General features: G+C 64.3%; 19 protein-coding genes. 10 read left to right on the top strand and 9 right to left on the bottom strand.

Annotation, left to right across the window (positions count from 1 at the left end):
* Positions 1-555 precede the first annotated feature (555 nt).
* The gene (locus tag I3J27_RS11105; RefSeq protein ID WP_270168721.1) at positions 556-3,231 is read left to right on the top strand and encodes an autotransporter family protein; all 2,676 of its coding nucleotides are present in this window, start codon (positions 556-558) and stop codon (positions 3,229-3,231) included.
* 116 nt (positions 3,232-3,347) lie between these two features.
* Here the strand turns inward: I3J27_RS11105 and I3J27_RS11100 are convergent, their stop codons facing one another.
* Both I3J27_RS11100 and I3J27_RS11095 read right to left on the bottom strand, forming a co-directional pair.
* Entirely contained in the window at positions 3,348-3,752 is a 405-nt protein-coding gene (locus I3J27_RS11100; RefSeq protein WP_270168719.1) for a VOC family protein, read from the bottom strand.
* Positions 3,753-3,806: 54 nt separating this feature from the next.
* Entirely contained in the window at positions 3,807-4,211 is a 405-nt protein-coding gene (locus I3J27_RS11095) for a YccF domain-containing protein (protein WP_270168717.1), read from the bottom strand.
* Positions 4,212-4,426: 215 nt separating this feature from the next.
* Here I3J27_RS11095 and glgX point away from each other — a divergent pair, with 215 nt between their 5' ends.
* Entirely contained in the window at positions 4,427-6,544 is a 2,118-nt protein-coding gene (gene glgX / locus I3J27_RS11090; protein ID WP_270168714.1) for a glycogen debranching protein GlgX, read from the top strand.
* A gap of 31 nt (positions 6,545-6,575) precedes the next feature.
* Here the strand turns inward: glgX and I3J27_RS11085 are convergent, their stop codons facing one another.
* Both I3J27_RS11085 and I3J27_RS11080 read right to left on the bottom strand, forming a co-directional pair.
* The gene (locus I3J27_RS11085; RefSeq protein WP_270168711.1) at positions 6,576-8,120 is read right to left on the bottom strand and encodes an acyl-CoA synthetase; all 1,545 of its coding nucleotides are present in this window, start codon (positions 8,118-8,120) and stop codon (positions 6,576-6,578) included.
* 126 nt (positions 8,121-8,246) lie between these two features.
* Positions 8,247-9,056: a crotonase/enoyl-CoA hydratase family protein gene (locus I3J27_RS11080; protein WP_270168709.1), complete on the bottom strand. Its 810-nt coding sequence runs from the start codon at positions 9,054-9,056 to the stop codon at positions 8,247-8,249.
* 116 nt (positions 9,057-9,172) lie between these two features.
* Between I3J27_RS11080 and I3J27_RS11075 the strand changes: the two genes are divergently transcribed.
* Entirely contained in the window at positions 9,173-10,045 is an 873-nt protein-coding gene (locus I3J27_RS11075) for an SDR family oxidoreductase (RefSeq protein WP_270168707.1), read from the top strand.
* Between the two features lie 78 nt (positions 10,046-10,123).
* Positions 10,124-11,701, top strand: coding sequence for a fatty acid--CoA ligase (locus tag I3J27_RS11070; protein ID WP_270168704.1), 1,578 nt, complete (start codon positions 10,124-10,126; stop codon positions 11,699-11,701).
* Positions 11,702-11,817: 116 nt separating this feature from the next.
* Here the strand turns inward: I3J27_RS11070 and I3J27_RS11065 are convergent, their stop codons facing one another.
* Positions 11,818-13,092, bottom strand: coding sequence for an acyl-CoA dehydrogenase family protein (locus I3J27_RS11065; protein ID WP_270168702.1), 1,275 nt, complete (start codon positions 13,090-13,092; stop codon positions 11,818-11,820).
* Between the two features lie 213 nt (positions 13,093-13,305).
* Between I3J27_RS11065 and I3J27_RS11060 the strand changes: the two genes are divergently transcribed.
* Positions 13,306-14,085 (top strand): enoyl-CoA hydratase-related protein, encoded by a 780-nt coding sequence (locus I3J27_RS11060; RefSeq protein WP_270168699.1) that lies wholly within the window; start codon positions 13,306-13,308, stop codon positions 14,083-14,085.
* Positions 14,086-14,254: 169 nt separating this feature from the next.
* On the opposite strand, the gene I3J27_RS11055 is transcribed toward I3J27_RS11060, so the two are convergent.
* The 3 genes from I3J27_RS11055 to I3J27_RS11045 are packed head-to-tail and all read right to left on the bottom strand — an operon-like array spanning position 14,255 to position 16,407.
* Positions 14,255-14,632, bottom strand: a complete 378-nt coding sequence (locus I3J27_RS11055; RefSeq protein WP_270168697.1) for a DUF6285 domain-containing protein — start codon at positions 14,630-14,632, stop codon at positions 14,255-14,257.
* A 3-nt stretch (positions 14,633-14,635) separates the two neighbouring features.
* Positions 14,636-15,622, bottom strand: coding sequence for a phosphotransferase family protein (locus I3J27_RS11050; protein ID WP_270168694.1), 987 nt, complete (start codon positions 15,620-15,622; stop codon positions 14,636-14,638).
* Complete coding sequence (locus I3J27_RS11045; protein WP_270168691.1) at positions 15,619-16,407, bottom strand: enoyl-CoA hydratase/isomerase; 789 nt, start codon at positions 16,405-16,407, stop codon at positions 15,619-15,621. The genes I3J27_RS11050 and I3J27_RS11045 overlap by 4 nt, the downstream gene beginning before the upstream one ends.
* Before the next feature lie 199 nt (positions 16,408-16,606).
* On the opposite strand from I3J27_RS11045, the gene I3J27_RS11040 reads away from it, so the two are divergent.
* The 3 genes from I3J27_RS11040 (at position 16,607) to I3J27_RS11030 (ending at position 19,466) form a co-directional block, all read left to right on the top strand.
* Complete coding sequence (locus I3J27_RS11040; RefSeq protein WP_270168687.1) at positions 16,607-17,386, top strand: SDR family NAD(P)-dependent oxidoreductase; 780 nt, start codon at positions 16,607-16,609, stop codon at positions 17,384-17,386.
* A gap of 130 nt (positions 17,387-17,516) precedes the next feature.
* Positions 17,517-17,897 (top strand): VOC family protein, encoded by a 381-nt coding sequence (locus I3J27_RS11035; RefSeq protein WP_270168684.1) that lies wholly within the window; start codon positions 17,517-17,519, stop codon positions 17,895-17,897.
* A 291-nt stretch (positions 17,898-18,188) separates the two neighbouring features.
* Positions 18,189-19,466: an acyl-CoA dehydrogenase family protein gene (locus tag I3J27_RS11030; protein WP_270168682.1), complete on the top strand. Its 1,278-nt coding sequence runs from the start codon at positions 18,189-18,191 to the stop codon at positions 19,464-19,466.
* A gap of 51 nt (positions 19,467-19,517) precedes the next feature.
* Here I3J27_RS11030 and yghU read toward each other — a convergent pair whose 3' ends face one another.
* The gene (yghU, locus tag I3J27_RS11025; protein WP_270168680.1) at positions 19,518-20,393 is read right to left on the bottom strand and encodes a glutathione-dependent disulfide-bond oxidoreductase; all 876 of its coding nucleotides are present in this window, start codon (positions 20,391-20,393) and stop codon (positions 19,518-19,520) included.
* Between the two features lie 269 nt (positions 20,394-20,662).
* Here yghU and I3J27_RS11020 point away from each other — a divergent pair, with 269 nt between their 5' ends.
* Together I3J27_RS11020 and I3J27_RS11015 are read left to right on the top strand one after the other, a co-directional pair.
* Positions 20,663-21,796: a nitronate monooxygenase gene (locus tag I3J27_RS11020; protein WP_270168678.1), complete on the top strand. Its 1,134-nt coding sequence runs from the start codon at positions 20,663-20,665 to the stop codon at positions 21,794-21,796.
* Between the two features lie 139 nt (positions 21,797-21,935).
* Positions 21,936-23,435, top strand: coding sequence for an acetyl-CoA acetyltransferase (locus I3J27_RS11015; protein ID WP_270168676.1), 1,500 nt, complete (start codon positions 21,936-21,938; stop codon positions 23,433-23,435).
* The last annotated feature ends 16 nt before the right edge of the window (positions 23,436-23,451 follow it).

Raw genomic sequence — 23,451 nt, 5'->3', positions numbered from 1 at the left:
GTCCGCGGACGTCCCCCCAAACATTCGGAAGCTCGCGCGTGCTCGCCCCCGAAGCCGAAAGGAAACGCTGTGACCGCGCCGTGTCGTTGCGCGGATCGCGATGGCTCACGAGGCTTGCCCGCCCTGCCATCCCGTCACGCGCCGGCGCTGCCGCGTCCATCGCATCCCGGCCTGCGTATCGTGACGATCGCGAAACGCCCCTTTTGCGGGCTAGGATGGTCTGCGGTTTACCCGAAACAAAGAATTCGGTCAATCAGAATATTTTCGAACTCCTCGCTTGACCTTCATGTGGCGTGTTTTGCCCGTCGGGCAACGCGAGGAATTGTGAAATGCAACTCAGCACGCGCAGGACGATAGTCCGAAAGACTTCGTTAAGCGTCTTTCGTTGCGCGAATGGCACACGCCGGGATTGTTTGCGACGAACGCGTTCCGGTTCTTGTCTGAATGTTTCTGCCCATCTAACCATTGCGAATGGGCTTCATGGACCGCGCTGAGCACCATCTTCATCTCTAGCAGCGCGATCCAACGAAAAGTGGAATGAGCATGCGTGAATGCATGGGCGACGTCGTCATCCGACAACAAGCTCACGGACGTCCGAATCGGAACACGCGATCTCTTCCCGGTACAACTCGAACGCTCATGCGGTCCCTGCTGCTGGCAAGCGCGGCGGCGCTGTCCGCCGGCTCGGCCTCCGCCCAAACGATCTGGACTGGAGCGACAAGCAACGACTGGACGGTCGGCAGCAACTGGAATGGTGGGATCGTTCCCAACGCTGCCAGCACCGTCAACATTGATACGGCATCGCCCAATCCGACCGTGCTCGGCGTCGGCGGCGCGGCGATCGGCTCAACGGGGGCTGTTGTCGTTGGCACTAATGGATCGTCGGCCAATCTGACGATTCAGAATGGCAGCATGCTGACAAGCAACAGCAATTCGCGGATCGGACTTAACGCCGGAAGCAACGGAACCGTGACCGTGACCGGGCTCGGATCGCAATGGCTGGCCAACAACACGTTTTATGTCGGCTTTTCAGGGAACGGCACGCTCAACATTCTGAACGGGGCGAAAGTCGTTGCGGCGATCGGTATAAGGATGAGCAACACAGCCGCGTCCTCCGGGACACTGAACATCAGTGGCGGCAGCACGCTGGAAACCAATTTTCTGCGAAAAAATAGCGGCGCCGCCCAGGTCAATTTCGACAATGCAATCCTGCAAGCGCGGGTTAACAATTCCCCCTTTATTGCCGGATTTTCAGGCACACAGCTCAATTTGGCCGCGGGCGGGCTCACGATCGATAGCCGCGCGTTCAATATCGACACCGATGCGACGTCCGCGTTCACCGGTGTCGGCGGGCTGACCAAGACCGGCACCGGCACACTGAGCCTGCTGGCAAACAACACCTATGCCGGCGAAACGCTCATCCAGGCCGGCGCGCTCGCGCTGGCCGGCGCCGGCTCGGTCGCCAGTTCGAGCCGCGTCGTGACGAACGGGACGTTCGATATTTCCGGCGTGACGGCCGGCGGCGCCAGCATTAAAAGCCTGGCCGGCAGCGGCACCGTCACCCTCGGTACCAAGACCCTGACCCTGACGAATGCAAACGATTTTTTTTCAGGCGTCATCGGCGGCACTGGCGGGCTGACGCTCAACGGCGGCATGCAGACCCTCGCAGGCGCCAATAATTACACCGGTGCGACGACAATATCCGGCGGCGCCTTGCGTGCCGGTACGGTCGGCGCGCTCAGCGCGGCATCGGCCTACACCGTGGCGGGGGCCGGGACGCTCGATCTCAACGGTTTCAATCAGACTCTCCCCTCGCTCGGCAATGCAGGCACCGTCAACTTCGGCAGCGCGCCCGGGACCACCCTCACGATTGCCGGCAACTATGTCGGGAATGGCGGTTTCCTGAACATGAACGCGGCGCTGGGCGGCGACGGCTCGCCGACCGACAAATTGATCGTGGGCGGCAGCACCTCCGGCAGCTCAACACTGCGCGTCACCAATGTCGGCGGAGTTGGCGCGCAAACCGTCGAAGGCATCAAGGTCGTCGACGTCGCCGGTGCCTCGAACGGCACGTTCGCGCTGCTGGGCAATTATGTGTTTCACGGCCAGCAGGCGGTGGTCGGCGGCGCCTATGCTTACACGCTTCAGCAAAACGGCATCAGCACGCCCGGCGACGGCGACTGGTATCTGCGGTCATCCCTGATCAATCCACCGCCTACGACGCCTGTCGGCCCGCTTTATCAGCCCGGCGTTCCCCTTTACGAGAACTACGCGCAGGTCCTGCTCGGCATGAATGAGTTGCCGACCCTGCAGCAGCGCGTCGGCAACCGCTATTGGGGCGGCAGCGATGCCATGGCGCGCGCCGGCACCGCGCCAGTGTCAGCCGTGGCTTCGCCGACGCCGACGGCGTTCTGGGGCCGCATTGAAGGCGGGCATTCCGACCTGCAGCCTTCCAACACCACGGGCTCGACCACCAAGGCCGACCAACTGAAGGTGCAGACGGGCCTCGACGGCCTTGCGCTGGAGACCGGGCGCGGCCGGCTGATCGTCGGCCTCACCGCGCAATACGGCCTGACAACCGCCAACGTCGCGTCCTTCTTCGGTGATGGCCGTATCCGCGTCGAGGGAACGGGCGTCGGCGCGACGCTGACCTGGTATGGTGACGACGGCTTCTACGTCGATGGCCAGGCCCAATCGATGTTCTACCGCAGCGACCTGTCTTCCGTGCTGGCCGGCACCATGACCCACGGCAATGAAGGCTTCGGCTATGCCTTCAGCGCCGAAACCGGCAAGCGCTTCGGCGTCGGCAATGGCTTTTCGCTGACGCCGCAGGCACAACTTTCCTACGCGAAAGTCGGTTTCGACGGTTTTTCCGATCGGTTCGGCGCGCCGGTGTCGCTGCGCGATGGTGACAGCCTGCTTGGACGCGTCGGGCTTTCGCTCAATCATCAGAATGTCTGGAGCGACGGCACGGGCATCGTGCGATCGGATATCTATGGCATCGCCAATCTGCGCTACGAATTCCTCAACGGCACCAATGTCGACGTCGCCGGCACCAGCTTTGCCAACGCGCAGGACCGATTGTGGGGCAGCATCGGTGGCGGCGGTGTCTATAGCTGGGCCAACGGTCGCTACGCCGTCTTCGGCGAGCTCTCCTACAATGCGAGCCTCAACGACAGCTCGGCTAACCGCAGCTACAAGGGCACCGGCGGCTTCCGCCTCACGTGGTGATTAAGCCCGTGCGCGTAGCGCGTAGGATGGGTTGAGCCGTTGCGAAACCCATCATGCTTCGTCATCGACGCACGGATTGATGGGTTTCGCTTACGCTCTGCTCATCCCACGAGCTATCAGCTTCGAACAGGCTGCCCGATTCCAAGAAGGTTGCCTTCGCTGTCGCGGAACCATGCGCCTCTCTCACCGATGCCCTTGCTTGCGTAGTTCCCGGCTATGTCGGCGATCCCGTTCACGGTCTTCAGGCCGGGCAGGTCGTATTCCTCGAACTTGACTCCGCGCGCGCGAAGCTCCCGCACCGTTGCCTCGATGTCCTCGACTTCCCAGCCCATCTGCGTGTGCGTGCCGGATTGCACGCCGGCCGAGATGAAAATGGCAAACTCGCCACTTGCGCAGACGTAGCGCAGTCCACCTTCGCGCTGTTCTAGCGGGTCGAGCCCGAGCTTCTCGGAATAGAACGCCCGCGCCCGCTCCAAATCCTTGGCGGGAAGACGGGAGGCCACCTTCGCTTTCCCTAACATCCTTCTCTCCTTCCGAGGCCGTTAAGCACGTAGAAGGCCGACATTGGCGGATCCTCACGCCGGCACGATCACCTTGCCGATGGGCCAGAGCGCGATGCCCGCGAGCTTGAGATGCGCCCAGGCGAAGGGGATGCCGATGATGGTGATCGCGAGAACCAGCGCGGTCAGGAGATGTCCGAGCGCCAGCCACCAGCCGGCGAGCACGAGCCAGATGATGTTGCCGATCACCCCGAGCGGGCCGGTGCCGATATCGCTCATGCCGGTGACATCGTAGCGGTTGACCGCCTTCGAGCCGAACGGCAGCAGCGTGTAGACGGCGATGTTGAACGCCGCCCGCGCCCAGGGCAGGCCGATGATGGTGACGGCCATGATGACCGCAGCGATCAGCCAGCCGAACGCCATCCAGGCGCCGCCGATGAGAATCCAGAGCAGGTTGAGCAGGATGGAAACGGGGGTCATGGTTTTTTCCGCGGTCAATGACCCCACCTATATAGGTGGGAAAATCGTCGCTGCGAAGGCAGCCATCGGCTCCTGCTGGTGCGATTGCCTGAAATGGCGTCACCCGCTCTCGCTTCATTGAACTGACGCATGCGACGACCAGAATGGCACGGCGTTTGAAACATTCGGGACGCCCTGACGTTGCCGTCGCGGCCATCGGGGCTTGGGGGGTTCACATGTCCGATTTCATCATCGAGGAAGGCCTGCCCTATCCGCTGGGTGCCCATTGGAGCGGCCAGGGCACGAACTTCGCGGTCTTCTCCGCCAACGCCACCAAGGTGGAGGTCTGCCTGTTCGAAGGGGGTCGCGAGACGCACCGTTTCGAGCTGCCGGAATATACCAACGAGGTCTTCCACGGCTACATCGCCGGCGTCGGACCCGGCACCTTCTACGGGTACCGTGTCTACGGCCCATACCATCCCGACGCCGGTCACAGGTTCAATCCCAACAAGCTTTTGCTCGATCCCTATGCGCGCGCCCACGCCGGGACCCTGACATGGAATCCGGCCGTGTTCGGCTACAAGATGGAGACAGGCGACGACCTCACCTTCGACGACCGCGACAGCGCGCCTTTCGTACCCAAATGCGTCGTCGTCGACCCCAACTTCGACTGGCATGCCGAGATCGCGCGGGATGATGTTCATTGGGACGAAACCATCATCTACGAAACCCATGTGAAGGGGTTTACCCGGAAACACCCCGATGTGCCGGAGAACCTGCGCGGCACGTATGCCGGCTTTGCCACCCCGAAGCTGATCGACTATCTGGCATCGCTCGGCGTGACCTCGATCGAGCTGTTGCCGATCCACTCCTTCGTCAATGACGACAATCTCCTGAAGAAGAACCTGGTCAATTACTGGGGCTACAACACCATCGGCTTCTTCGCGCCGGACCCGCGCTACGCTTCCGACGTGCCGAACAGTCTGCGCGAGTTCAAGGAGATGGTGTCGAAGCTGCACGGCGCAGGCCTCGAGGTGATCCTCGACGTCGTCTACAACCACACCGCCGAAGGCAACGAGCTCGGCCCGACGCTGTCCTTCAAGGGCATCGACAATGCCAGCTATTACCGCCTGCTGCCGGACCGGCGGCGCCACTACATCAACGACACCGGCACCGGAAATACGGTGAACCTGTCCCACCCGCGCGTGATCCAGATGGTGATGGATAGCTTGCGCTATTGGGCCGACGACATGCATATCGACGGCTTCCGCTTCGATCTCGGCACCATTCTCGCCCGCGAGGTCTACGGCTTCGACGAGCAGAGCGGATTTTTGAAGGCGATGGACCAGGATCCGCTACTGTCGACCATCAAGCTGATCGCCGAACCCTGGGACTGCGGCCCCGGCGGCTACCAGGTCGGCGGCTTCCCGCCCGGCTGGGCGGAGTGGAACGACAAATATCGCGACACCGTGCGCGACTATTGGCGCGGTGAGGCGCCGCCGTCCGCGCTCGCAACGCGGCTTCTCGGCTCGGCCGACATCTTTGGCGGCTGGGGCGGCCGCCGCTCATGGGCCAGCGTCAACTTCATCACCGCCCATGACGGTTTCACGCTGAACGACTGGGCGAGCTACAACGACAAGCACAACGAGGCCAATGGCGAGGGCAACCGCGACGGCAATTCCAGCAACCGCTCCTGGAATTGCGGGGTCGAGGGCCCGACCGACAACCAGGAAATTATCGCGCTGCGCGAACGGCAGAAGCGCAACATGCTGGCGACGCTGCTGCTCTCGCAGGGCACGCCGATGCTGCTCGGCGGCGACGAGTTCGGCCGCACCCAGCAGGGCAACAACAACGCCTATTGCCAGGACAGCGAGATTTCCTGGCTCGACTGGAGCCTGGGCGAGGATGCGCAAAAGCTGCTCGCCTTCACCAGGCGGGTGATCCAGCTCCGCCGCGACTATCCGATCCTGCGCCGCAGCCGCTTCCTCACCGGCGCGCACGACCCCCAGCTCGACATCCGCGACGTTGTCTGGGTCAATGCCAATGGCGGCGAGATGTCGAGCGCCGACTGGGAAAGCGGCTGGCTGAAATGTTTTGGCATCGTCCTCGACGGCCGCGCGCGAAAAACCGCGATCCCGCGGCATGGCGAGGACGACAGCGTGCTGATCATCCTCAACAGTTTCGAGGGTGAGGTCGACTTCAAGCTGCCGCACACCACGGCAGGCCCGTGCTGGTCGCTGCTGCTCGACACCAATGTCGGCGACGGCGGGTCCGGGGCGCGGTTCGAGTTCGACAGTATCTACAAGGTGCCGGGCCGTTCGTTCCTGCTGTTCGTCGGCGGGGAGCTGGTTTAGGGGCGTGGTCAGCGCCCTTGTTCCGGCACCGTCAAATCTTCCGCCCCGCCTGCTCCCAATAGGGATCGCGCAGGCGGCGCTTGAAGATTTTTCCCGAGTCTTCGCGCGGCAAGCCGCTGCGGATCTCGATGTGCTTCGGCACCTTGTAGTCGGCGAGCGAGGTCTTCAGCCGCGCACGGACGTCGGCGGCATCGAGTGTGACGCCGGCCAGCGGCTCGACCACCGCCATCAGCGCCTCGCCGAATTCGGCATCGGGGATGCCGAACACGGCACAATCATGCACGCCGGGCACGGCATGCAGCACGGATTCGATCTCGGCCGGGTAGATATTGACGCCGCCCGAGATCACCATGTCGCGCTTGCGGTCGCAGATGAAAACATACCCGTCCGCGTCGATATAGCCGACGTCGCCGGAGGTGATGAAGCCGTCGCGGTCGATCTCGGCGCGCTTCTCCGGCCTGTTGTGGTAGGTGAAATCGGCGAGTTCGGCCATGCGCGAATAGATCTCGCCGATCTCGCCCACGCCCAGTTCGCGGCCGTCCTCACCGAGAAAGCGCAGCTCGGCGCCGGGCGAGATTTTTCCGACGGTGCCGGGCTTCTTCAGCGCGTCCTCGGAGGTCGCAAACGTGACGGCGCTGGATTCGGTCGAGCCGTAGAACTCGTAGATCACCGGCCCCCACCACTCGATCATGGCGCGCTTGACGTCGGCCGGACAGGGAGCTGCGGCATGGATGATGTGGCGGAGCGAGGAGACGTCGTACCGCTTGCGCACCTCCTCCGGCAGCTTCATCAGGCGGATGAACATGGTCGGCACCATGAAGATGGTGTCGATCTTGTAGCGCTCGATCAGCTCCAGGAATTCTTCCGCCTCGAAGCGCGGCATCAGCACCAGCGCGCCGCCGAGTTTTCCCGCGCGAATGCCAAAGGAATTCGGCGCGGAGTGATAGAGCGGCCCCGGCAGGATCGCGCGGGCGCCGGCCTTGAGCCCATAGATCATCGCGCGCATGCGCTCGCCGGCGGCCTGCTGCTCCGCTGTCGGCGCGTTGCGCCGCACGCCCTTGGGATGGCCTGTCGTGCCCGAGGTGTAGATCATGTTCATGGGCTGCGGCACGACCGGGCCGTCATAGCGCTGGTGTTGCGCGAGCCAGGGCTCGAAATCGATCGCGAAGTCCGGCGTCGTCAGGTGATCGGGATCAATCTTGTAATTCGACAGGATCTCCGGCGGCGTCGGCACGCTGAGCACGGTAACGCCTTTCGGAATCGCATCGCGCAAGGCGTGCAGCATGTCGGCATGTCCGATCAGCACGGAGGTGCCGGTGTCGTTCAGGATGTAGTTGATCTCCTCCGGCTTGAAGTGCCAGTTGATCGGCACGCCATAGGCTCCGAGCCGCATCGCGGCGTAGGCGGCTTCGAGGAAGGCGATGTCGTTGCGCATCAGCATGCAGACGCAATCGCCCTGCCGGACGCCGATCCTGGCGAGACCGCTCGCGATGCGGTCGGCGCGGGCCGCGACTTCGGTGTGGGTACGGCGGCGATCGCCGGAGACGATGCCGAGGAAGTTTGACGTTTCGCTCATTTTGTTTTTCTTTTGGTTAGAGTCGACCCTCATGGTGACGAGACGCGAAGCGCCGTCTCGAACCATGAGAGTCCGTGGCCCATCCCTCGAGACGCCGCTGCGCGGCTCCTCGGGATGAGGACCGCACTAGTCCGCAAACTTCGCCGCACGCTTCTCCAGATTGGAGCGCACCGCCTCGGTCTGGTTCGCGCTGCCGATCAGCTTCTGCTGCTCGACGGATTCCGCCAGCAACGCCGGGCCCGGATCGACCGAAAGATTGTTGAGCAGGCGCTTGGCCGCGCGGATCGCATCGGGGCTTTTTCCCGCGATCTCGCGTGCGACTTCGAGCGCCGCGGCACGCGGGTCGTCGCAGATGCGCGTGGCGAGACCGTAAGACATCGCCTCCTGCGCCGAGAAGATGCGCCCCGTATAGGTGAGATCGCGCAGGATGTCGTCGCGCACGAGCGAGGCCAGGATCGGCGTGCCCGCCATATCGGGCACCAGGCCCCATTTGATTTCCATGATCGACATCCGCGCATCGGCTGAGAGGAAGCGCATGTCGGCGCCCAGCGAGAGCTGGAAGCCGCCGCCGAAGGCGACGCCGTGCACCGCTGCAATCACCGGCACCGGCAGCTGGCGCCAGCCCCACACCGCCTGTTGCGCAAAATTCGCCTGGCCGTGCGTGCGCTTGGTGAGATCGCGATTTTCGCCACCCGGAATTCCGTTGCCGCCCTTCTCCTTCATGGCGGCAAAACGCCCCATATCGAGACCGGCGCAGAAGGCGCGGCCTTCGCCCGACAGCACGACGACGCGCACGCCTTTTTCCTTCGAGAGACGCTCGGTTGCGGCGACGAGGGCCTCGAACATGGCCTGATCGAGCGCATTCATCTTGTCCGCGCGCACCAGCCGCACGTCGGCGACGCCTTCCGAGATCGAGATCGAGACGCGCTCTTCCATGGATGAATTCTCCCCTAGTTCTTGCCTGTTCTTGTTCGGTGCCGCTTTACAGGAAGACGGCGGCCGGATTTAGTCAATCGACCAATTAACTGACAATCCGTACGGGAGAAACAGCCATGTTCAAGGAAAATCTTCTGGCCGGGCGGCGCATTCTCGTGACCGGCGGCGGCACCGGGCTCGGCAAGTCGATGGCGGCGCGCTTCCTCCAGCTCGGCGCCGAGGTCCACATCTGCGGCCGGCGCAAGATCGTCTGCGACGAGACCGCAACCGAGCTGATGGCCGACTATGGCGGCCGCGTCACCAGCCACGGCGTCGACATCCGCAACGCGCTCGCGGTCGAGGAGATGATCGAGACCATCTTTCGCGATGCGCCGCTCACCGATCTCATCAACAACGCCGCGGGCAATTTCATCTCGCGCTCAGAAGAACTGTCGCCGCGCGGCTTCGATGCCGTCGCCAACATTGTCATGCACGGCACGTTCTACGTGACGCATGCGGTCGGCAAGCGCTGGATCGCCTTGAAGCAACCCGGCAACGTCGTCTCGATCACCACGACGTGGGTGCGCAACGGTTCGCCCTATGTGGTGCCGTCGGCGATGAGCAAGTCGGCGATCCACGCCATGACGATGTCGCTCGCGACCGAATGGGGCCGCCACGGCATCCGCCTCAACACCATTGCGCCCGGCGAAATCCCGACCGAGGGCATGAGCAAGCGCATCAAGCCGGGCGACGAAGCCGGCGCGCGCACCAAGGCGATGAACCCGATGGGCCGCGTCGGCACCATGGAGGAGCTGCAGAACCTCGCCGTGTTCCTGATCTCCGGCGGCTGCGACTGGATCACCGGCGAGACCATCGCGATGGACGGCGCGCAGGCGCTCGCGATGGGCGGCAATTTCTACCAGCTCCGCGACTGGAGCGACGACGACTGGAAGACCGCGCGCGAGAGCATCATGGCGCAGAACGAGAAGGATCGGGCCAAGCGGGGGTGATGTCCCTCTCCCGTCTTGTCTTTGCCTGCGGATGACGCCACACTCCGCGGCATAAAAAACAGACGTCACGGGAGAAACATGTCCACACAGCCATTGGCGAACCTCGCCGATATGGTGCGCGAGCGCGCGGCGAGCTGCGGCAACGCGACCGCCTACGAGTTCGAGGGCCGTGTCACCAGCTTTGCGGAGTTCGACGTCAAAACCAACAAGGTCGCCAATGCGCTGATCGCGATGGGGGTCAAGAAAGGCGACCGGATCGCCTATCTCGGCAAGAACAGCGACATCTATTTCGAGCTGCTGATGGGCGCGATGAAGGCCGGCGTGGTGATGGCGCCGGTGAACTGGCGGCTGGCTGGACCCGAGGTCGCCGTCATCGTCGACGATTGCAAGGCACCGGTGCTGTTTGTCGGGCCGGAGTTCATCACCCAGGTCCGTCAGATCAAGGGCCAGCTTCCGGGTGTGCGCACCGTCATCACCACCGAAGGCGGCGCGCCGGAATGGCAGGATTTTGCTGCGTGGCGCGATGCGCAGAGCGGCGGCGATCCGAAAGTTCCGATCGATACCAAGGACATCGCGATCCAGCTCTACACCTCCGGCACCACAGGCAAGCCGAAGGGCGCGATGCTCAGCCACGCGAACTTCCTCAACCTCGTGCAGACAGGCAACGCCGCGGATAAGCCGGAGTGGAACCGGTGGTCGACCGACGACGTCTCGCTGGTCGCGATGCCGGTCTTTCACATCGGCGGTTCCGGCTGGGGCGTGATGGGGCTCTATCACGGCGCCCGCGGCGTGATCGCGCGCGAGTTCGATCCGACCAAGGTGCTGGATTTCTTCGAGCAGTCGGGCATCACGAAACTGTTCATGGTGCCGGCGGCGATGCAGTTCGTGGTGCGACAGCCGCGCGCGAGGACGGTCGACTTTTCACGATTGAAATACATGCTGTACGGCGCCTCCCCGATTCCGGCGGCGCTGCTGAAGGAATGCATCGAAGTGTTCAAATGCGGCTTCGTGCAGATGTACGGCATGACCGAGACGACAGGCACCATCGTCGCGCTGCCGCCGGAGGACCACGTCGAGGGCCTCGAGCGGATGCGCTCGGCCGGCAAGGCGCTGCCAGGCGTCGAGATCGCGATTCTCGACGCCGATGGCAAGCCGCTGCCGCCGCGCGAGGTCGGCGAGATCGCAACGCGCTCGGGCTCCAACATGGCCGGCTACTGGAATTTGCCCGAGGCGACCGCTGCGACGCTGCGCGGCGACGGCTGGCTGCGCACAGGCGACGCCGGCTACATGGACGAGGACGGCTATCTCTACATCCACGACCGCATCAAGGACATGATCATCTCCGGCGGCGAGAATATCTACCCGGCCGAAGTCGAGAGCGCGCTGTGCGATCACCCCGACGTCGCCGAAGCCGCCGTGATCGGCATCCCCGACGACAAATGGGGCGAAGCGGTGAAGGCCGTGGTGGTGATGAAACCGGGCAAAGAGGCAACCGCCACCGACATCATCAACTTCACCCGGACGCGCATCGCCGGCTACAAGACGCCGAAGAGCGTGGAGTTTTTGCCGGCGCTGCCGAGGAATCCATCAGGGAAGATTTTGCGGCGGCAGTTGCGCGAGCCGTATTGGGCGGGGAAGGATCGAAGGGTGAATTGATCCGGGGTGCCGTAGGTGGGCAAAGGCGCAAAGCGCCGTGCCCACCATTCTTCGATGACGAGAGAGGTGGTGGGCACGCTTCGCTTTGCCCACCCTACGAAGCTCAGCAACAACAGCTAGTGCTTCCCCGGTCCCATATACCCGAACAAAAACCCCGCCACCTTGCGCATCTGGATCTCCTCGCTGCCTTCGGTGATGCGGTAGCGGCGGTGGTGGCGGTAGATGTGCTCGAACGGCTTGTGGCGTGAATAGCCCATGCCGCCGTGAACCTGCATGGCGCGGTCGGCGGATTCGCAGCAGAGCCGGTTTGCCCAGTAGTTGCACATCGAGACGCGGTCGGAGAGCGTCCGCTCGATCTGCTCCTCGGTGAGCTGGTCCATCTCCCAGGCGGTCTTGCGGATCAACAGGCGCAGCATCTCGGCTTGAGTTGCGAGCTCGACCAGCGGGAACTGGATCGCCTGGTTCTCGGCGAGCGCCCTGCCGAACGGCTTTCGCTCGCGCGCGTATTTGACACTCTCGTTGATGCAGTAGACGGCCGCGCCCAGCGAGCTCGCGGCCTGACGGATGCGGTTCTGGTGCACGAAGCATTGCGCCAGCGACAGGCCGCGGCCGACCTCGCCGAACTGCGCGTCCTCAGGCACGAACACGTCGGTAAAACTGACGCGGGGATGGTCGGTCGGCATGTTGAAGGTCCACATGTATTCCTCGACCTTCACGCCATGGCTCTTGGCCGGCACCAGGAAGCAGGTGATGCCGCGGGCGTCGCCGTCCTTGCCGCTGGTGCGCGCGAACAGCGCGCAATGCGTGGCAACGTGCATGCCGGTGGTCCACATCTTCTCGCCGTTGATGATCCAGCCCTTGACATTGTCGCGGGTCGCCGGCACCGCGCGCGTCTCCATGTGGGTGGCGTCCGAGCCGTGATGCGGCTCGGTCAAACCAAAGGTGATGCGGTACTTGCCCTTGATCGAGCCGTCGATCATCGCCTTCTGGTCGTCGCGGCCGTAGCGGTCGAGCATGGTGACGACGGGGAAATTGCCGACGATCGAATGCTCGTTCTGAAGGTCGTTGTGCAGGCCGAGGCCCTTTGCAGCAAAGTGCTCGCGGATCACGGCCATCCAGAGGTTGGAGCCATCCTTGCCGCCATATTGCTTCGGCACCGGAAAGCGGAGGTGGCCGGCGGCGTCGGCGAGATCCTTCGCCTTGCGCAGCAGCGCTTCCCATTCATGACGCGGCAGGCCGCCATTCTCGAAATCGGTGCGGGCCCATTCGCGGCGATGGTCGAAGAAGCGGATGTTGTCGTCGGCTTGTTCCAGCGGCGTGATCTCGCGCTCGATGAAACGGTCGAGCTCTCCGAGATAGGCGACGAGATCGGCTGGCAATGAGAAATCCACAGGTTCTCTCCCGGATTGATTTTATCGTTTTGCGTTGAGGCGCTACGCGCATTGTCGCTTCGCACGATTAAGCCGAGAAGCGCGCGCGCAAGTCAAGCAAGGCGAGGCGTGCCTGATGCGCAAGGCGCGCCCGCGCAATTCGATGGTGCTCGAGCACACGCGCGCGCTAGTATGACGCCAATATTCCTTCACGAGAAAATGCGGGAGCGCGCGATGGAGCTGAAATTTTCGAAGGTGGAACGCAAGGGGCCGATCACGATCGTCACGCTGTCGCGGCCTGAGGTCTACAACGCGCTGCACACCGACGCGCATTTCGAGCTCCAGAAGGTGTTTGACGATTTCTCGGCCGATACCGAGCAATGGGTCGCGATCGTCACAGGGAGCGGCGACAAGGCATTCTGCGCCGGCAACGATCTGAAGTGGCAGGCGGCCGGGGGAAAGCGCGGCTGGGACAAGGGCGGCTTTGCCGGCCTCACCGCACGCTTCGACTGCGACAAGCCGATCATCGCTGCGGTCAACGGCGTCGCGATGGGCGGCGGCTTCGAGATCGCGCTGGCCTGCGATCTGATCATCGCCGCGGAGAACGCGACCTTCGCCCTGCCCGAACCGCGCGTTGGCCTTGCCGCACTTGCCGGCGGCCTGCACCGCCTGCCGCGCCAGATCGGCCTGAAGCGCGCCATGGGCATGATCCTCACCGCGCGTCACGTCAGCGCCAAGGAAGGGCTTGAGCTCGGCTTCGTCAACGAGGTGGTGCCGCAGGGCGAGGCGCTGGCGGGTGCGCTACGCTGGGCCGAGATGATCACCAAGAACTCGCCGATGTCGATCCGTGCCTCGAAGCAGGCCATCCAGAAGGGGCTCGGCGTCTCGCTGGAGCAGGCGATCGAGCAGCAGCGCGAATATCCCGCGGTGAAGGCGATGGTGGCCTCGCAGGATTACATCGAGGGCCCGAAGGCGTTCTCGGAGAAGCGGCCGCCGAAATGGGCGGGGAAGTAGGCGTTTCTCTGCACGTCAAAGCGAAGGACGGGCAGACGTCACCGCTGTCATGCCCCGCGAAGGCGGGGCATCCAGTACGCCGCGGCCTATCGATTGAACCACAAATGTCTCGGAGAACTGGATCGCCCGCCTTCGCGGACGATGACAGCGAGTATGGAGCGCGACCTGCCTACCCGCCCTGCCCCAGCTCCCGCTTGTACGACGCGTAGTTCGGCTGATCGACCGCGAGCTTGTCCATCGTGGTCGCCCACAGGTGCTCGGCAAGACCGGACGTTGCGAGATCAACCTCGCCTTTCGCGATACGCTCGGCGAGCGCGCGGTTGAGTTCAGTGACCGAGCCGTCCATGCCGAGCAAAGCACGCAACCGCTCCACTTCCGCCGCATCGCTTCCCTCCTCCTGCGTCAGCTGCCGCGTCACGAGATCGAGGATGTTGATGGCAACGCGCAGCTTGAAAGCCTGGTGGCCGGAGACCAGCGGCGCGATGTCGCTGCGGAGGAAATCGGCGACCGATTTGGTCAGCTCGATCGGGGTCGGTTCGTCCTGCATGTCTCAGCTCCCGCGCGGCACGAGCAGCCGCAACAGATCGATCTCGGTCTCGGAGGCGCGACGGCCGATCATGGCGCGCTCCATCGAATGATCAGGCCCCTCGCGAAAACGCTGCATCATGCCGCCGCACATGATGCCCCAGCGCAATGTCCCCATCACTTCCCAGAATTTGACGCGCGCAGGATCGCATGTGCGGCCAGCGGCCTCATAGCCCGCGAACAGCTCCTCGCGCGAGCCGAAGCCGCCGACGGGCTTGTCGATCTCACCGAAGCGCCAGGAATTGACGCAGACCCAGCCGAGATCCTCCATGGGATCGCCGAGATGCGCGAGCTCCCAGTCCAGCACGGCGCGCACACCGTTAGAGCCGATGATGAGGTTGCCGTTGCGGAAATCCCCGTGCACCAGCGTCACCTCGGTCGACGGGCCGGGATCATGATCGCGCAGCCAGCGCAGCGCCAGCTCGAACACGGGCTTTGGCCAGTTCAAGCTGCGATAATCACGCTCGAACTCGGCGATCTCCTGGGTCGCGGTCCGGCTGCGCAGTTCTGGCAATTTGTCCTGCGGCAGCCGGTGCAGCCCGGCAAGTACGCCGCCGATCTGCCGCGCGAGATGCGGCCGCGCGGCGGCGAACGCGTCGTCGCGCAGAATCTTGCGCGCGATGGTCTCGCCTTCGACCCGCTGCATGATGAAGCCGGTGCCGAGATCGTCTTCCGGCACCAACACGTGCATCACGCGTGGCGACGGCACGCCCGCCTCATAGGCGAGTTGCATCAGCTGCGCTTCAGCCGCGAGGCCCGCCGCGCGCGTCGGCGCGGCGCCATAACCCTTCGGCGAGCGACGCAGGATCGCGCCGATCGGCCCATCGGGATGCACGATGTCGAACCGCCATGTCTCCTGGCTGGCACCGCCGGACAGTTTTGCCGCGGAGGTCGCGCCGGTCGCCCCCTTGCACCAGCGCTGGACGCTGCGAGAAAGCTCCGCCTCGATCATTTGCCGTTGAATTTCGCCGGGCGCTTCTCCAGGAAGGCGCCGACACCTTCACGGAAGTCCTCCGTGTCGCCGGCACGGAGCTGGCACTGGAATTCGAGATTGAGCTGGTCCTCGAAGGAGTTTTCCGGACTGTCCCAATAGAGCTTGCGGATCAGCGACAGCGCGACTGTCGGGCCGCTGGCAAGATCGCGCGCGAGCTTCATCGCCTCTTCCATCAGCACGCCGTCGTCGTAGACACGGTTGACGAGGCCCCATTCCAGCGCCTTCTCGGCCGGCAGCCGCTCGCCCATCAGCGACAATTCGATCGAGCGCGCCCGGCCGACGAGGCGCGGCAGCAGCCAGGTCGAGCCGCAATCCGGCACGAGGCCGATGCGACGGAAGGCCTGAAGGAAGTAGGAGGAACGCGCGCATAAAATCATGTCGCCGAGCAGCGCGAAGCTCATGCCGGCGCCGGCGGCCGGGCCGTTGACCGCGGTGATGATGGGACAATGCAGATTGCGGATGCGGCGCAGGAACGGGTGAAAGCCGGTCTCGAGCGTCAGGCCGGCCTTGGTCTTCTTCGACTGGTTGTTGCGGCCCTGGAGGTTTGCACCGGTGCAGAACGCCCGCCCCGCGCCGGTCAGCACGACGCAGCGCACCTCGTCCTTTTTCTCCTCGATCGTGTCGAGCGCCTCGGCAAGGCCGCCGAGCATGTCCATGGAGACCGCGTTCATCACCTCTTGATGGTCGAGCTTGAGGATCGCGACCGAGCCATCAAAATCGAGCGTGACGTGTTTGAACTGCATGGTTTCCTCGTGCGTTGCGGCCCGTGTCAGTTTCGCAGGCCGGAATTAGTTTTTGCCGGGGCGCATATTTGATTTTTGGCGCGGTCTTGTCCATGGTGTTCGGAGCATAGCAAGCAATCTTGCGCGCAGCGGCTGATGCGCCCGATGCCAAATTGTCTTGCCAAAAACAAATTGTCTTGCCGCAAACAGGAAACGCGCCATGAACCTTTTCGACCTCTCCGGCCGCGTCGCCGTGATCACCGGCGGCAATGGCGGCATCGGGCTCGGCATCGCGCAGGCGCTTGCGGCGCAGGGCTGCAATGTCGCGATCTGGGGCCGCAATGCTGACAAGAACAAGGCTGCTGCCGCGAGCCTTGCCGGCCTTCCCGGCAAGGCCGACGCGCGCGTCTGTGACGTCACCGATCCGGCCTCGGTCGATGCCGCGATGAAGGCCACGCTCGACACCTTTGGCCGGGTCGATGGCTGCTTTGCCAATGCCGGCATCGGCGGCGGCGGCCGGCGCTCCTTCGTCGAGCGCACCGAGGAGGAATGGCGCACGATGTTCGCGACCAACCTCGACGGCGTGTTTCACGCCTTCCAGGCCGCCGCCAGGCACATGACCGAGCGCGCCAATGCCGGCGATCCCTTCGGCCGGCTGGTGGCAACCTCGAGCCTCGCTTCGATCTTCGGCACCGCGCGTAACGAACATTATGCGGCGACCAAGGCGGCGATCAACGCGCTGGTGCGCGCGCTCGGCGTCGAGCTGGCGCGCCACGGCGTCACCGCGAATGCGATCCTGCCCGGCTGGATCAAGAGCGACATGACCTCGGGCCTGATGGCCAACGACAAGTTCGTCGCCAATGTGATGCCGCGCATTCCGGTGCGGCGCTTCGGCGAGGCAGCCGATTTCGGCGGCATCGCGGTGTACCTGATGAGCAAGACGTCGTCGTATCACACAGCCGATACGTTCGTGATCGACGGCGGCTATACGGCGTTTTGAGACATCGTAGGGTGGGCAAAGGCGCTCTTGCGCCGTGCCGACCGGAAACATTCTCGACTGCCGTGGTGGGCACGCTGCGCTTTGCCCACCTACGGTTTCTTGTCTTGTGAGCGCAGAAGGGAATGGGCAAATGTTCTCACACGTGATGATCGGCACCAACGACCTCGACAAGGCCAAGGCCTTCTATGACAATCTGCTGAGCACCCTCGAGGTGCGCCCGGCCAGGGTCGACGGCCATCGCATCTTCTACATCACCAAGACCGGGGTGTTCTCGGTGTCGAAGCCGATCAACGGCGAGCCGGCGACCTGCGCGAATGGCGGCACGATCGGCTTTGCCGCCAATTCGCCGGAGCAGGTCGATGCGTGGCACACGGCCGGAGTCGCGGCCGGCGCGACATCGATTGAGGATCCGCCCGGCATCCGCCAGGGCCCCGGCGGCAAGCTCTATCTCGCTTACCTGCGCGATCTCGACGGCAACAAGATCTGTGCAATGCACCGGCTGCCGAACTGAGCCACACCCGTCGCTGTCATTCCCCGCGAAAGCGGGGAATCCAGTACACCGCGGCCTCTCGAGTCAATCACTGCGGTCTCCGGAATACTGGATCGCCCGAATAAATCGGGCGATGACGGCGGAGAACGCGGCGCGGGCGCTGCGGACTCCCCACCCCGTTCAAACAACATTTCAAACACCTCGCGAAATTCCATCACGTGGCATGGTGCGCGTGAAAAATGCGCGCTCGCACTTTGGTCGCGCTGCGACTATTCTTGCGGCCAACACGATCTCAGCGAAACGGGAGGAACGATGACAAAACACACCTACATTCCCCGCACCACCAACTACACCCTGAATCCCGGCGACGAGCTCAACGATCTCCGCATGTCGGACCAGGTCCGGCCGCTCTATGATCACGTCAGGAAGTTCATCCGCGAGACGGTCGAGCCGATGTCGATCGAGTTCGCCAAGGCCGGCGAAGGCAAGGAGGATCGCTGGAGCTTCACGCCGAAGCAGCTCGAGGTGCTGGAAAAGGCCAAGAACAAGGCCAAGCAGGAAGGCCTCTGGAACTTCTTCCTGCCCGATGACGAGACCGGCCAGGGCCTGAAGAATCTCGACTACGCCTATATCGCCTCCGAGCTCGGCAAAAGCCCGCTGGCCTCCGAGACCATGAACTGCTCGGCGCCCGATACCGGCAACATGGAGGTGCTAGAGCGCGTCGGCACCAAGGAGCAGAAGGAGAAGTGGCTGAAGCCGCTGATGAACGGCGAGATCCGCTCGGCCTATGTCATGACCGAGCCGAACGTCGCCTCCTCCGACGCCAAGAACATCTCGACCACGGCCAAGCTCGTCGGCGACGAATGGGTCATCAACGGCGAGAAGTACTACATCTCCGGCGTCGGCGATCCCCGCTGCAAGATCCTCATCGTGATGGTGAAGACCAATCCGGATGCGGCGCCGAGCAAGCAGCAGTCGCAGATCCTGGTGCCGCGCGACACGCCCGGCGTCGAGGTGCTCGGCCCCATGTACGTGTTCGGGCAGGACCACGCGCCGCGCGGCCACATGCACATGCGCTTCAACAATGTCCGCGTGCCCAAGGAGAACATGCTGCTCGGCGAAGGCCGCGGCTTCGAGATCTCGCAGCTCCGCCTCGGCCCGGGACGCATCCATCACTGCATGCGCACCATCGGCAAGGCCGAGAAGGCGCTCGACCTGATGGTGCAGCGTGGCCTCACCCGCGAAGCCTTCGGCAAGAAGATCGCCCATCTCGGCGGCAACATGCAGATCATCGCGCAGGCGCGCTGCGAGATCGAGGCGATGCGGCTGATGGTGCTGAAGGCCGCCAAGGCGATGGACGTGCTCGGTAACAAGGAGGCCCGCGTCTGGGTCTCCATGGTCAAGGCCATGGTGCCGGAACGCGCCTGCAAGATCATCGACCAGTCGATCCAGATGCACGGCGCCACCGGCATCTCGCACTGGACCCCGCTTGCCGAGATGTATCAGGACGTCCGCCATCTGCGTTTTGCGGATGGTCCCGACGAGGTGCACTGGATGGTGGTCGGGCGCCACGAGCTGAGCATGGCGTGATGTGCGTTCTTTTTTCCCTCTCCCCGCTTGCGGGGAGAGGCGAAGAACGCCCTAAGACGCTGGCGCGACCTTGTCCTGCGTCTTGGTGTCGAAGTCGCCCGCGTCATGCCGCTCGTGGAGCTGGCTGGCGGGATCGCCGGAGACGCGGTTGACCATGCGGCCGCGCTTCACGGCCGGACGCTTGGCGATCTGGTCGGTCCAGCGCTGCACGTTCTTGTAGTCCTGCACCGACAGGAATTCGCCGGCGCCATAGACCAGCCCCTTGGCGAGTGCGCCGTACCAGGGCCACACCGCCATGTCGGCGATCGTGTACTCGTCGCCCGCGAGATACTCGTTGTCCGCGAGGCGCCGGTCGAGCACGTCGAGCTGGCGCTTGACCTCCATCGCGAAGCGGTCGATGGCGTATTCGATCTTGAACGGCGCATAGGCGTAGAAGTGGCCGAAGCCGCCGCCGAGATAGGGGGCGCTGCCCATCTGCCAGAACAGCCAGGACATCGCTTCAGTTCGCGTCCTGATGTCCTTCGGCAGGAAGGCGCCGAACTTTTCGGCGAGATAGAACAGGATCGAGCCCGACTCGAACACCCGGATCGGCTCGGGGCCGGAGCGATCCACCAGCGCTGGAATCTTCGAGTTCGGGTTGATGTCGACAAAGCCGCTGCCGAACTGGTCGCCATTGCCGATCCTGATCAGCCAGGCGTCGTATTCGGCGCCCTTGTGGCCGAGCGCCAAAAGCTCCTCCAGCATCACGGTGACCTTCACCCCGTTCGGCGTCGCCAGCGAATAGAGCTGGAAAGGATGCTTGCCGACCGGCAGTTCCTTGTCATGGGTCGCACCGGCAATGGGCCGGTTGATGCTGGCGAACTGCCCGCCATTCTCCTTGTTCCAGGTCCAGACCTTAGGCGGCACGTAGGCGGGGGTGTCGGTCATGCGGGGGCTCCGGCGGAAAGATGCGCCTGCATTAATTAGCCCGCAAATGGCGAATGACAAGGCCTGCCCGGTCTGCGCCCGGCGCGGGCCTCACGCCGGCGTCATGCAGCCCAGCCTGTCGGTCAGCCTGCGCGGCCGCGCGCGCCACGCGACGTCTACACGCAAGATGCGCCATCGAATCCGGCGTGGCATCGCCGGCGACGATCGGCTCGCGTCGCTTTGCTTCGCCACGAAAGCAACGAGAACGCGACGGCCGCCGGGAGAGAACCATGAAATCGCCGATCTGCGACATGCTGGGCATCGAATTCCCGCTGCTCGCCTTCAGCCATTGCCGCGACGTCGTCGCCGCCGTCAGCCGCGCCGGCGGCTTTGGCGTGCTGGGCGCGACCGCGCACACGCCGGAGACGCTCGAACGCGAACTGACATGGATCGACGATCACGTCGACGGCAAGCCCTATGGCATCGACGTTCTGATCCCTGAAAACATCTCGACCGCGGGCGAGAAGGACGTCACCTGGAAAAGCCTGGAGGCGCGTGTGCCGCAGCAGCACCGCACCTATACGCGCGACCTCCTGAAGAAATACGATATCGAGCTGACCACGACTGATGTGGCCGACGACCGGCCGCAGCCGTTCGACGGCAAGACGGCGCTGGAGCTGCTCGAGGTGTCTTTCAACCATCCGATCCGGCTGATCGCCAACGCGCTGGGCGTGCCGCCGAAGGCGATGATCGAGATGGGCAAGACGCACGGCGTGCCGGTCGCCGCTCTCGTCGGCGCCAAGGAGCACGCGCTGCGCCAGGTCGCTGCCGGTGTCGACATTCTCGTCGTGCAGGGCACCGAGGCCGGCGGCCATTGCGGCGAGGTCTCGACCCTGGTGCTGGTGCCGGAGGTGATCAAGGCGATCAAAAAGGTCCGCGACGTGCCGGTGCTGGCGGCCGGCGGCATCATGACGGGGCGGCAGATGGCCGCCTGCATGGCGATGGGCGCGGCCGGTGCCTGGACCGGCTCAGTCTGGCTCGCAACCGTCGAGGCCGAGACCACGGAGATCTTTCGCGAGAAGATGATCGCAGCATCCTCACGCGATGCGATCCGCTCGAAAGGGCGCACGGGAAAGCCGGCGCGGCAGCTCCGCTCGGTCTGGACCGATGCCTGGGATCGCGCCCCGGAGAGCCCCGGCGCGCTGCCGATGCCGCTGCAGAGCATCATCAGCCGCGATGCCTTCAACTCGATCGACCGCGCCGCGGCCGCCGGCAACGCCAAGGCGCGCGATCTCGTCAGCTATTTCGTCGGCCAGGGCGTCGGCCTGATCGACAGCGTGAAGTCGGCGGGCGCCGTGGTCCAGGAATTCAAGGAAGAGTTTGCCGAAGCCGTCGAGCACATGAATGCGCTGGTGACGGAGTAGTTGTAGACCCTCATGGTGAGGAGGCGCGCAAGCGCCGTCTCGAACCATGAGAGCCCGCGGCCCATCCTTCGAGACGCCTGCTTCGCAGGCTCCTCAGGATGAGGTCGGAGATATCTGCGAGAGTGAAGAAGCGATAACAATGACTGTTTCCCCAGACCGCATCCCCGTCATCGTCGGCATCGGCGAGATCGTCGACCGCCCCAAGGAGATTACCGCGGGCCTCGAGCCGCTCGATCTGCTCGAACAGGCGCTACGCCGCGCCGAGCAGGACGCCGGCGCAAAATTGCTTGGCGAGGTGCAGTCGCTCGACGTCGTCAATTTCCTGAGCTGGCGCTATCGCGACCCGGAAAAGCTATTGGCGCAACGCCTCGGCGTCTCGCCCGCACATTGCCATTACGGCCCGGTCGGCGGCGAGAGCCCGATCCGCTACATCCACGAGGCAGCGAAGCGCATCGCGCGTGGTGAATGCAACGTGGCGGCAATCTGCGGCGCGGAGGCGCAGTCGACCGCCACCAAGGCGGAGCGCGCCGGCGTCAAGCTGCCTTGGACACCGTTCGCGCATGACGTCGAGGAGCCCAAGCGTGGCGCTGCGTTCCAGAAGCCGCTGGCGGTGAAGCTCGGCGTGTTCCGGCCCGTCACCGTCTATCCGTTCTATGAGGCCGCCTCCTCCGCCCATTGGGGCCAGACGCCGCGCGAGGCGATGGCAGAGTCCGGCACGCTGTGGTCGCGCTATTCGGAAGCCGCCGCGCAAAACCCCAACGCGTGGCTGAAGCGGCGCTATGCGCCGGAGGAGATCACGACGCCGACCGCGGACAACCGGCTGATCGCGTGGCCCTACAACAAGCTCATGGTCGCCAACCCCAGCGTCAACATGGGCGGCGCGCTGCTGCTCACCAGCCTCGCCAGGGCGCGCGCGGCCGGGATCTCCGAGAGCAAGCTCGTCTATCCGCTCGGCGGCGCCTCGGCGGAAGAGCCACGCGACTATCTCTTGCGCGACCAGTTCTATGAAAGCCATCCGCAGAACGCGGTGTTGAAGGCGGTGATGGATCTCGCCGGCGGCAAAACGTTCGACGCGATCGAGCTCTACAGCTGCTTCCCCTGCGTGCCCAAGATGGCGCGGCGGACGCTCGGCTTGGGCCCTGACGTGCAGCCGACCGTGACCGGCGGCCTCACCTTCTTCGGCGCACCGCTCAATACCTACATGACGCATGCGGCCTGCGCGATGGTCCGCCGCGTGCGCGATGGCGCGAAGCTCGGCCTGCTCTACGGCCAGGGCGGATTCGTCACCAAGCACCACGCGCTGGTGGTGGCGAAGACGTCGCCGCGCGAGGCGCTGGCGCAGGAGACCAGCGTGCAAGGCGAAGCCGACCGCAACAAGCGCGCGGTGCCGGAGTTCGTCACGGAGGCCCGCGGCAAGGGCAAGGTCGAGAGCTTTACGGTGCTCTACGGCCGTAGCGGCGATGTCGAGCATGGCGTCGTGATGCTGCGAACCGGCGATGACCGGCGGACGCTGGCGCGGATTCCGGCGAGCGACACAGCGACGCTGGCGCATCTGCTCGACATGGACCGCACGCCGGTCGGCTCGCTCGGCGAGATCACGATGGCGGTGGACGGTGTCCCGGAGTGGCGGGTGGCGTAGCTTTCGTAGGGTGGGC

The organism is Bradyrhizobium xenonodulans (assembly GCF_027594865.1).
Lineage (GTDB): Bacteria > Pseudomonadota > Alphaproteobacteria > Rhizobiales > Xanthobacteraceae > Bradyrhizobium > Bradyrhizobium xenonodulans.
This window is presented reverse-complemented; position numbering and strand designations above follow the sequence as displayed.

Excerpts from the sequence above, each read along its gene's own strand:
- I3J27_RS11105 (WP_270168721.1), top strand. The coding sequence starts at position 556 with ATGGGCGACGTCGTCATCCGACAACAAGCTCACGGACGTCCGAATCGG.
- I3J27_RS11100 (WP_270168719.1), bottom strand. The coding sequence starts at position 3,752 with ATGTTAGGGAAAGCGAAGGTGGCCTCCCGTCTTCCCGCCAAGGATTTG.
- I3J27_RS11095 (WP_270168717.1), bottom strand. The coding sequence starts at position 4,211 with ATGACCCCCGTTTCCATCCTGCTCAACCTGCTCTGGATTCTCATCGGC.
- glgX (WP_270168714.1), top strand. The coding sequence starts at position 4,427 with ATGTCCGATTTCATCATCGAGGAAGGCCTGCCCTATCCGCTGGGTGCC.
- I3J27_RS11085 (WP_270168711.1), bottom strand. The coding sequence starts at position 8,120 with ATGAGCGAAACGTCAAACTTCCTCGGCATCGTCTCCGGCGATCGCCGC.
- I3J27_RS11080 (WP_270168709.1), bottom strand. The coding sequence starts at position 9,056 with ATGGAAGAGCGCGTCTCGATCTCGATCTCGGAAGGCGTCGCCGACGTG.
- I3J27_RS11075 (WP_270168707.1), top strand. The coding sequence starts at position 9,173 with ATGTTCAAGGAAAATCTTCTGGCCGGGCGGCGCATTCTCGTGACCGGC.
- I3J27_RS11070 (WP_270168704.1), top strand. The coding sequence starts at position 10,124 with ATGTCCACACAGCCATTGGCGAACCTCGCCGATATGGTGCGCGAGCGC.
- I3J27_RS11060 (WP_270168699.1), top strand. The coding sequence starts at position 13,306 with ATGGAGCTGAAATTTTCGAAGGTGGAACGCAAGGGGCCGATCACGATC.
- I3J27_RS11055 (WP_270168697.1), bottom strand. The coding sequence starts at position 14,632 with ATGCAGGACGAACCGACCCCGATCGAGCTGACCAAATCGGTCGCCGAT.
- I3J27_RS11050 (WP_270168694.1), bottom strand. The coding sequence starts at position 15,622 with ATGATCGAGGCGGAGCTTTCTCGCAGCGTCCAGCGCTGGTGCAAGGGG.
- I3J27_RS11045 (WP_270168691.1), bottom strand. The coding sequence starts at position 16,407 with ATGCAGTTCAAACACGTCACGCTCGATTTTGATGGCTCGGTCGCGATC.
- I3J27_RS11040 (WP_270168687.1), top strand. The coding sequence starts at position 16,607 with ATGAACCTTTTCGACCTCTCCGGCCGCGTCGCCGTGATCACCGGCGGC.
- I3J27_RS11035 (WP_270168684.1), top strand. The coding sequence starts at position 17,517 with ATGTTCTCACACGTGATGATCGGCACCAACGACCTCGACAAGGCCAAG.
- I3J27_RS11030 (WP_270168682.1), top strand. The coding sequence starts at position 18,189 with ATGACAAAACACACCTACATTCCCCGCACCACCAACTACACCCTGAAT.
- yghU (WP_270168680.1), bottom strand. The coding sequence starts at position 20,393 with ATGACCGACACCCCCGCCTACGTGCCGCCTAAGGTCTGGACCTGGAAC.
- I3J27_RS11020 (WP_270168678.1), top strand. The coding sequence starts at position 20,663 with ATGAAATCGCCGATCTGCGACATGCTGGGCATCGAATTCCCGCTGCTC.
- I3J27_RS11015 (WP_270168676.1), top strand. The coding sequence starts at position 21,936 with ATGACTGTTTCCCCAGACCGCATCCCCGTCATCGTCGGCATCGGCGAG.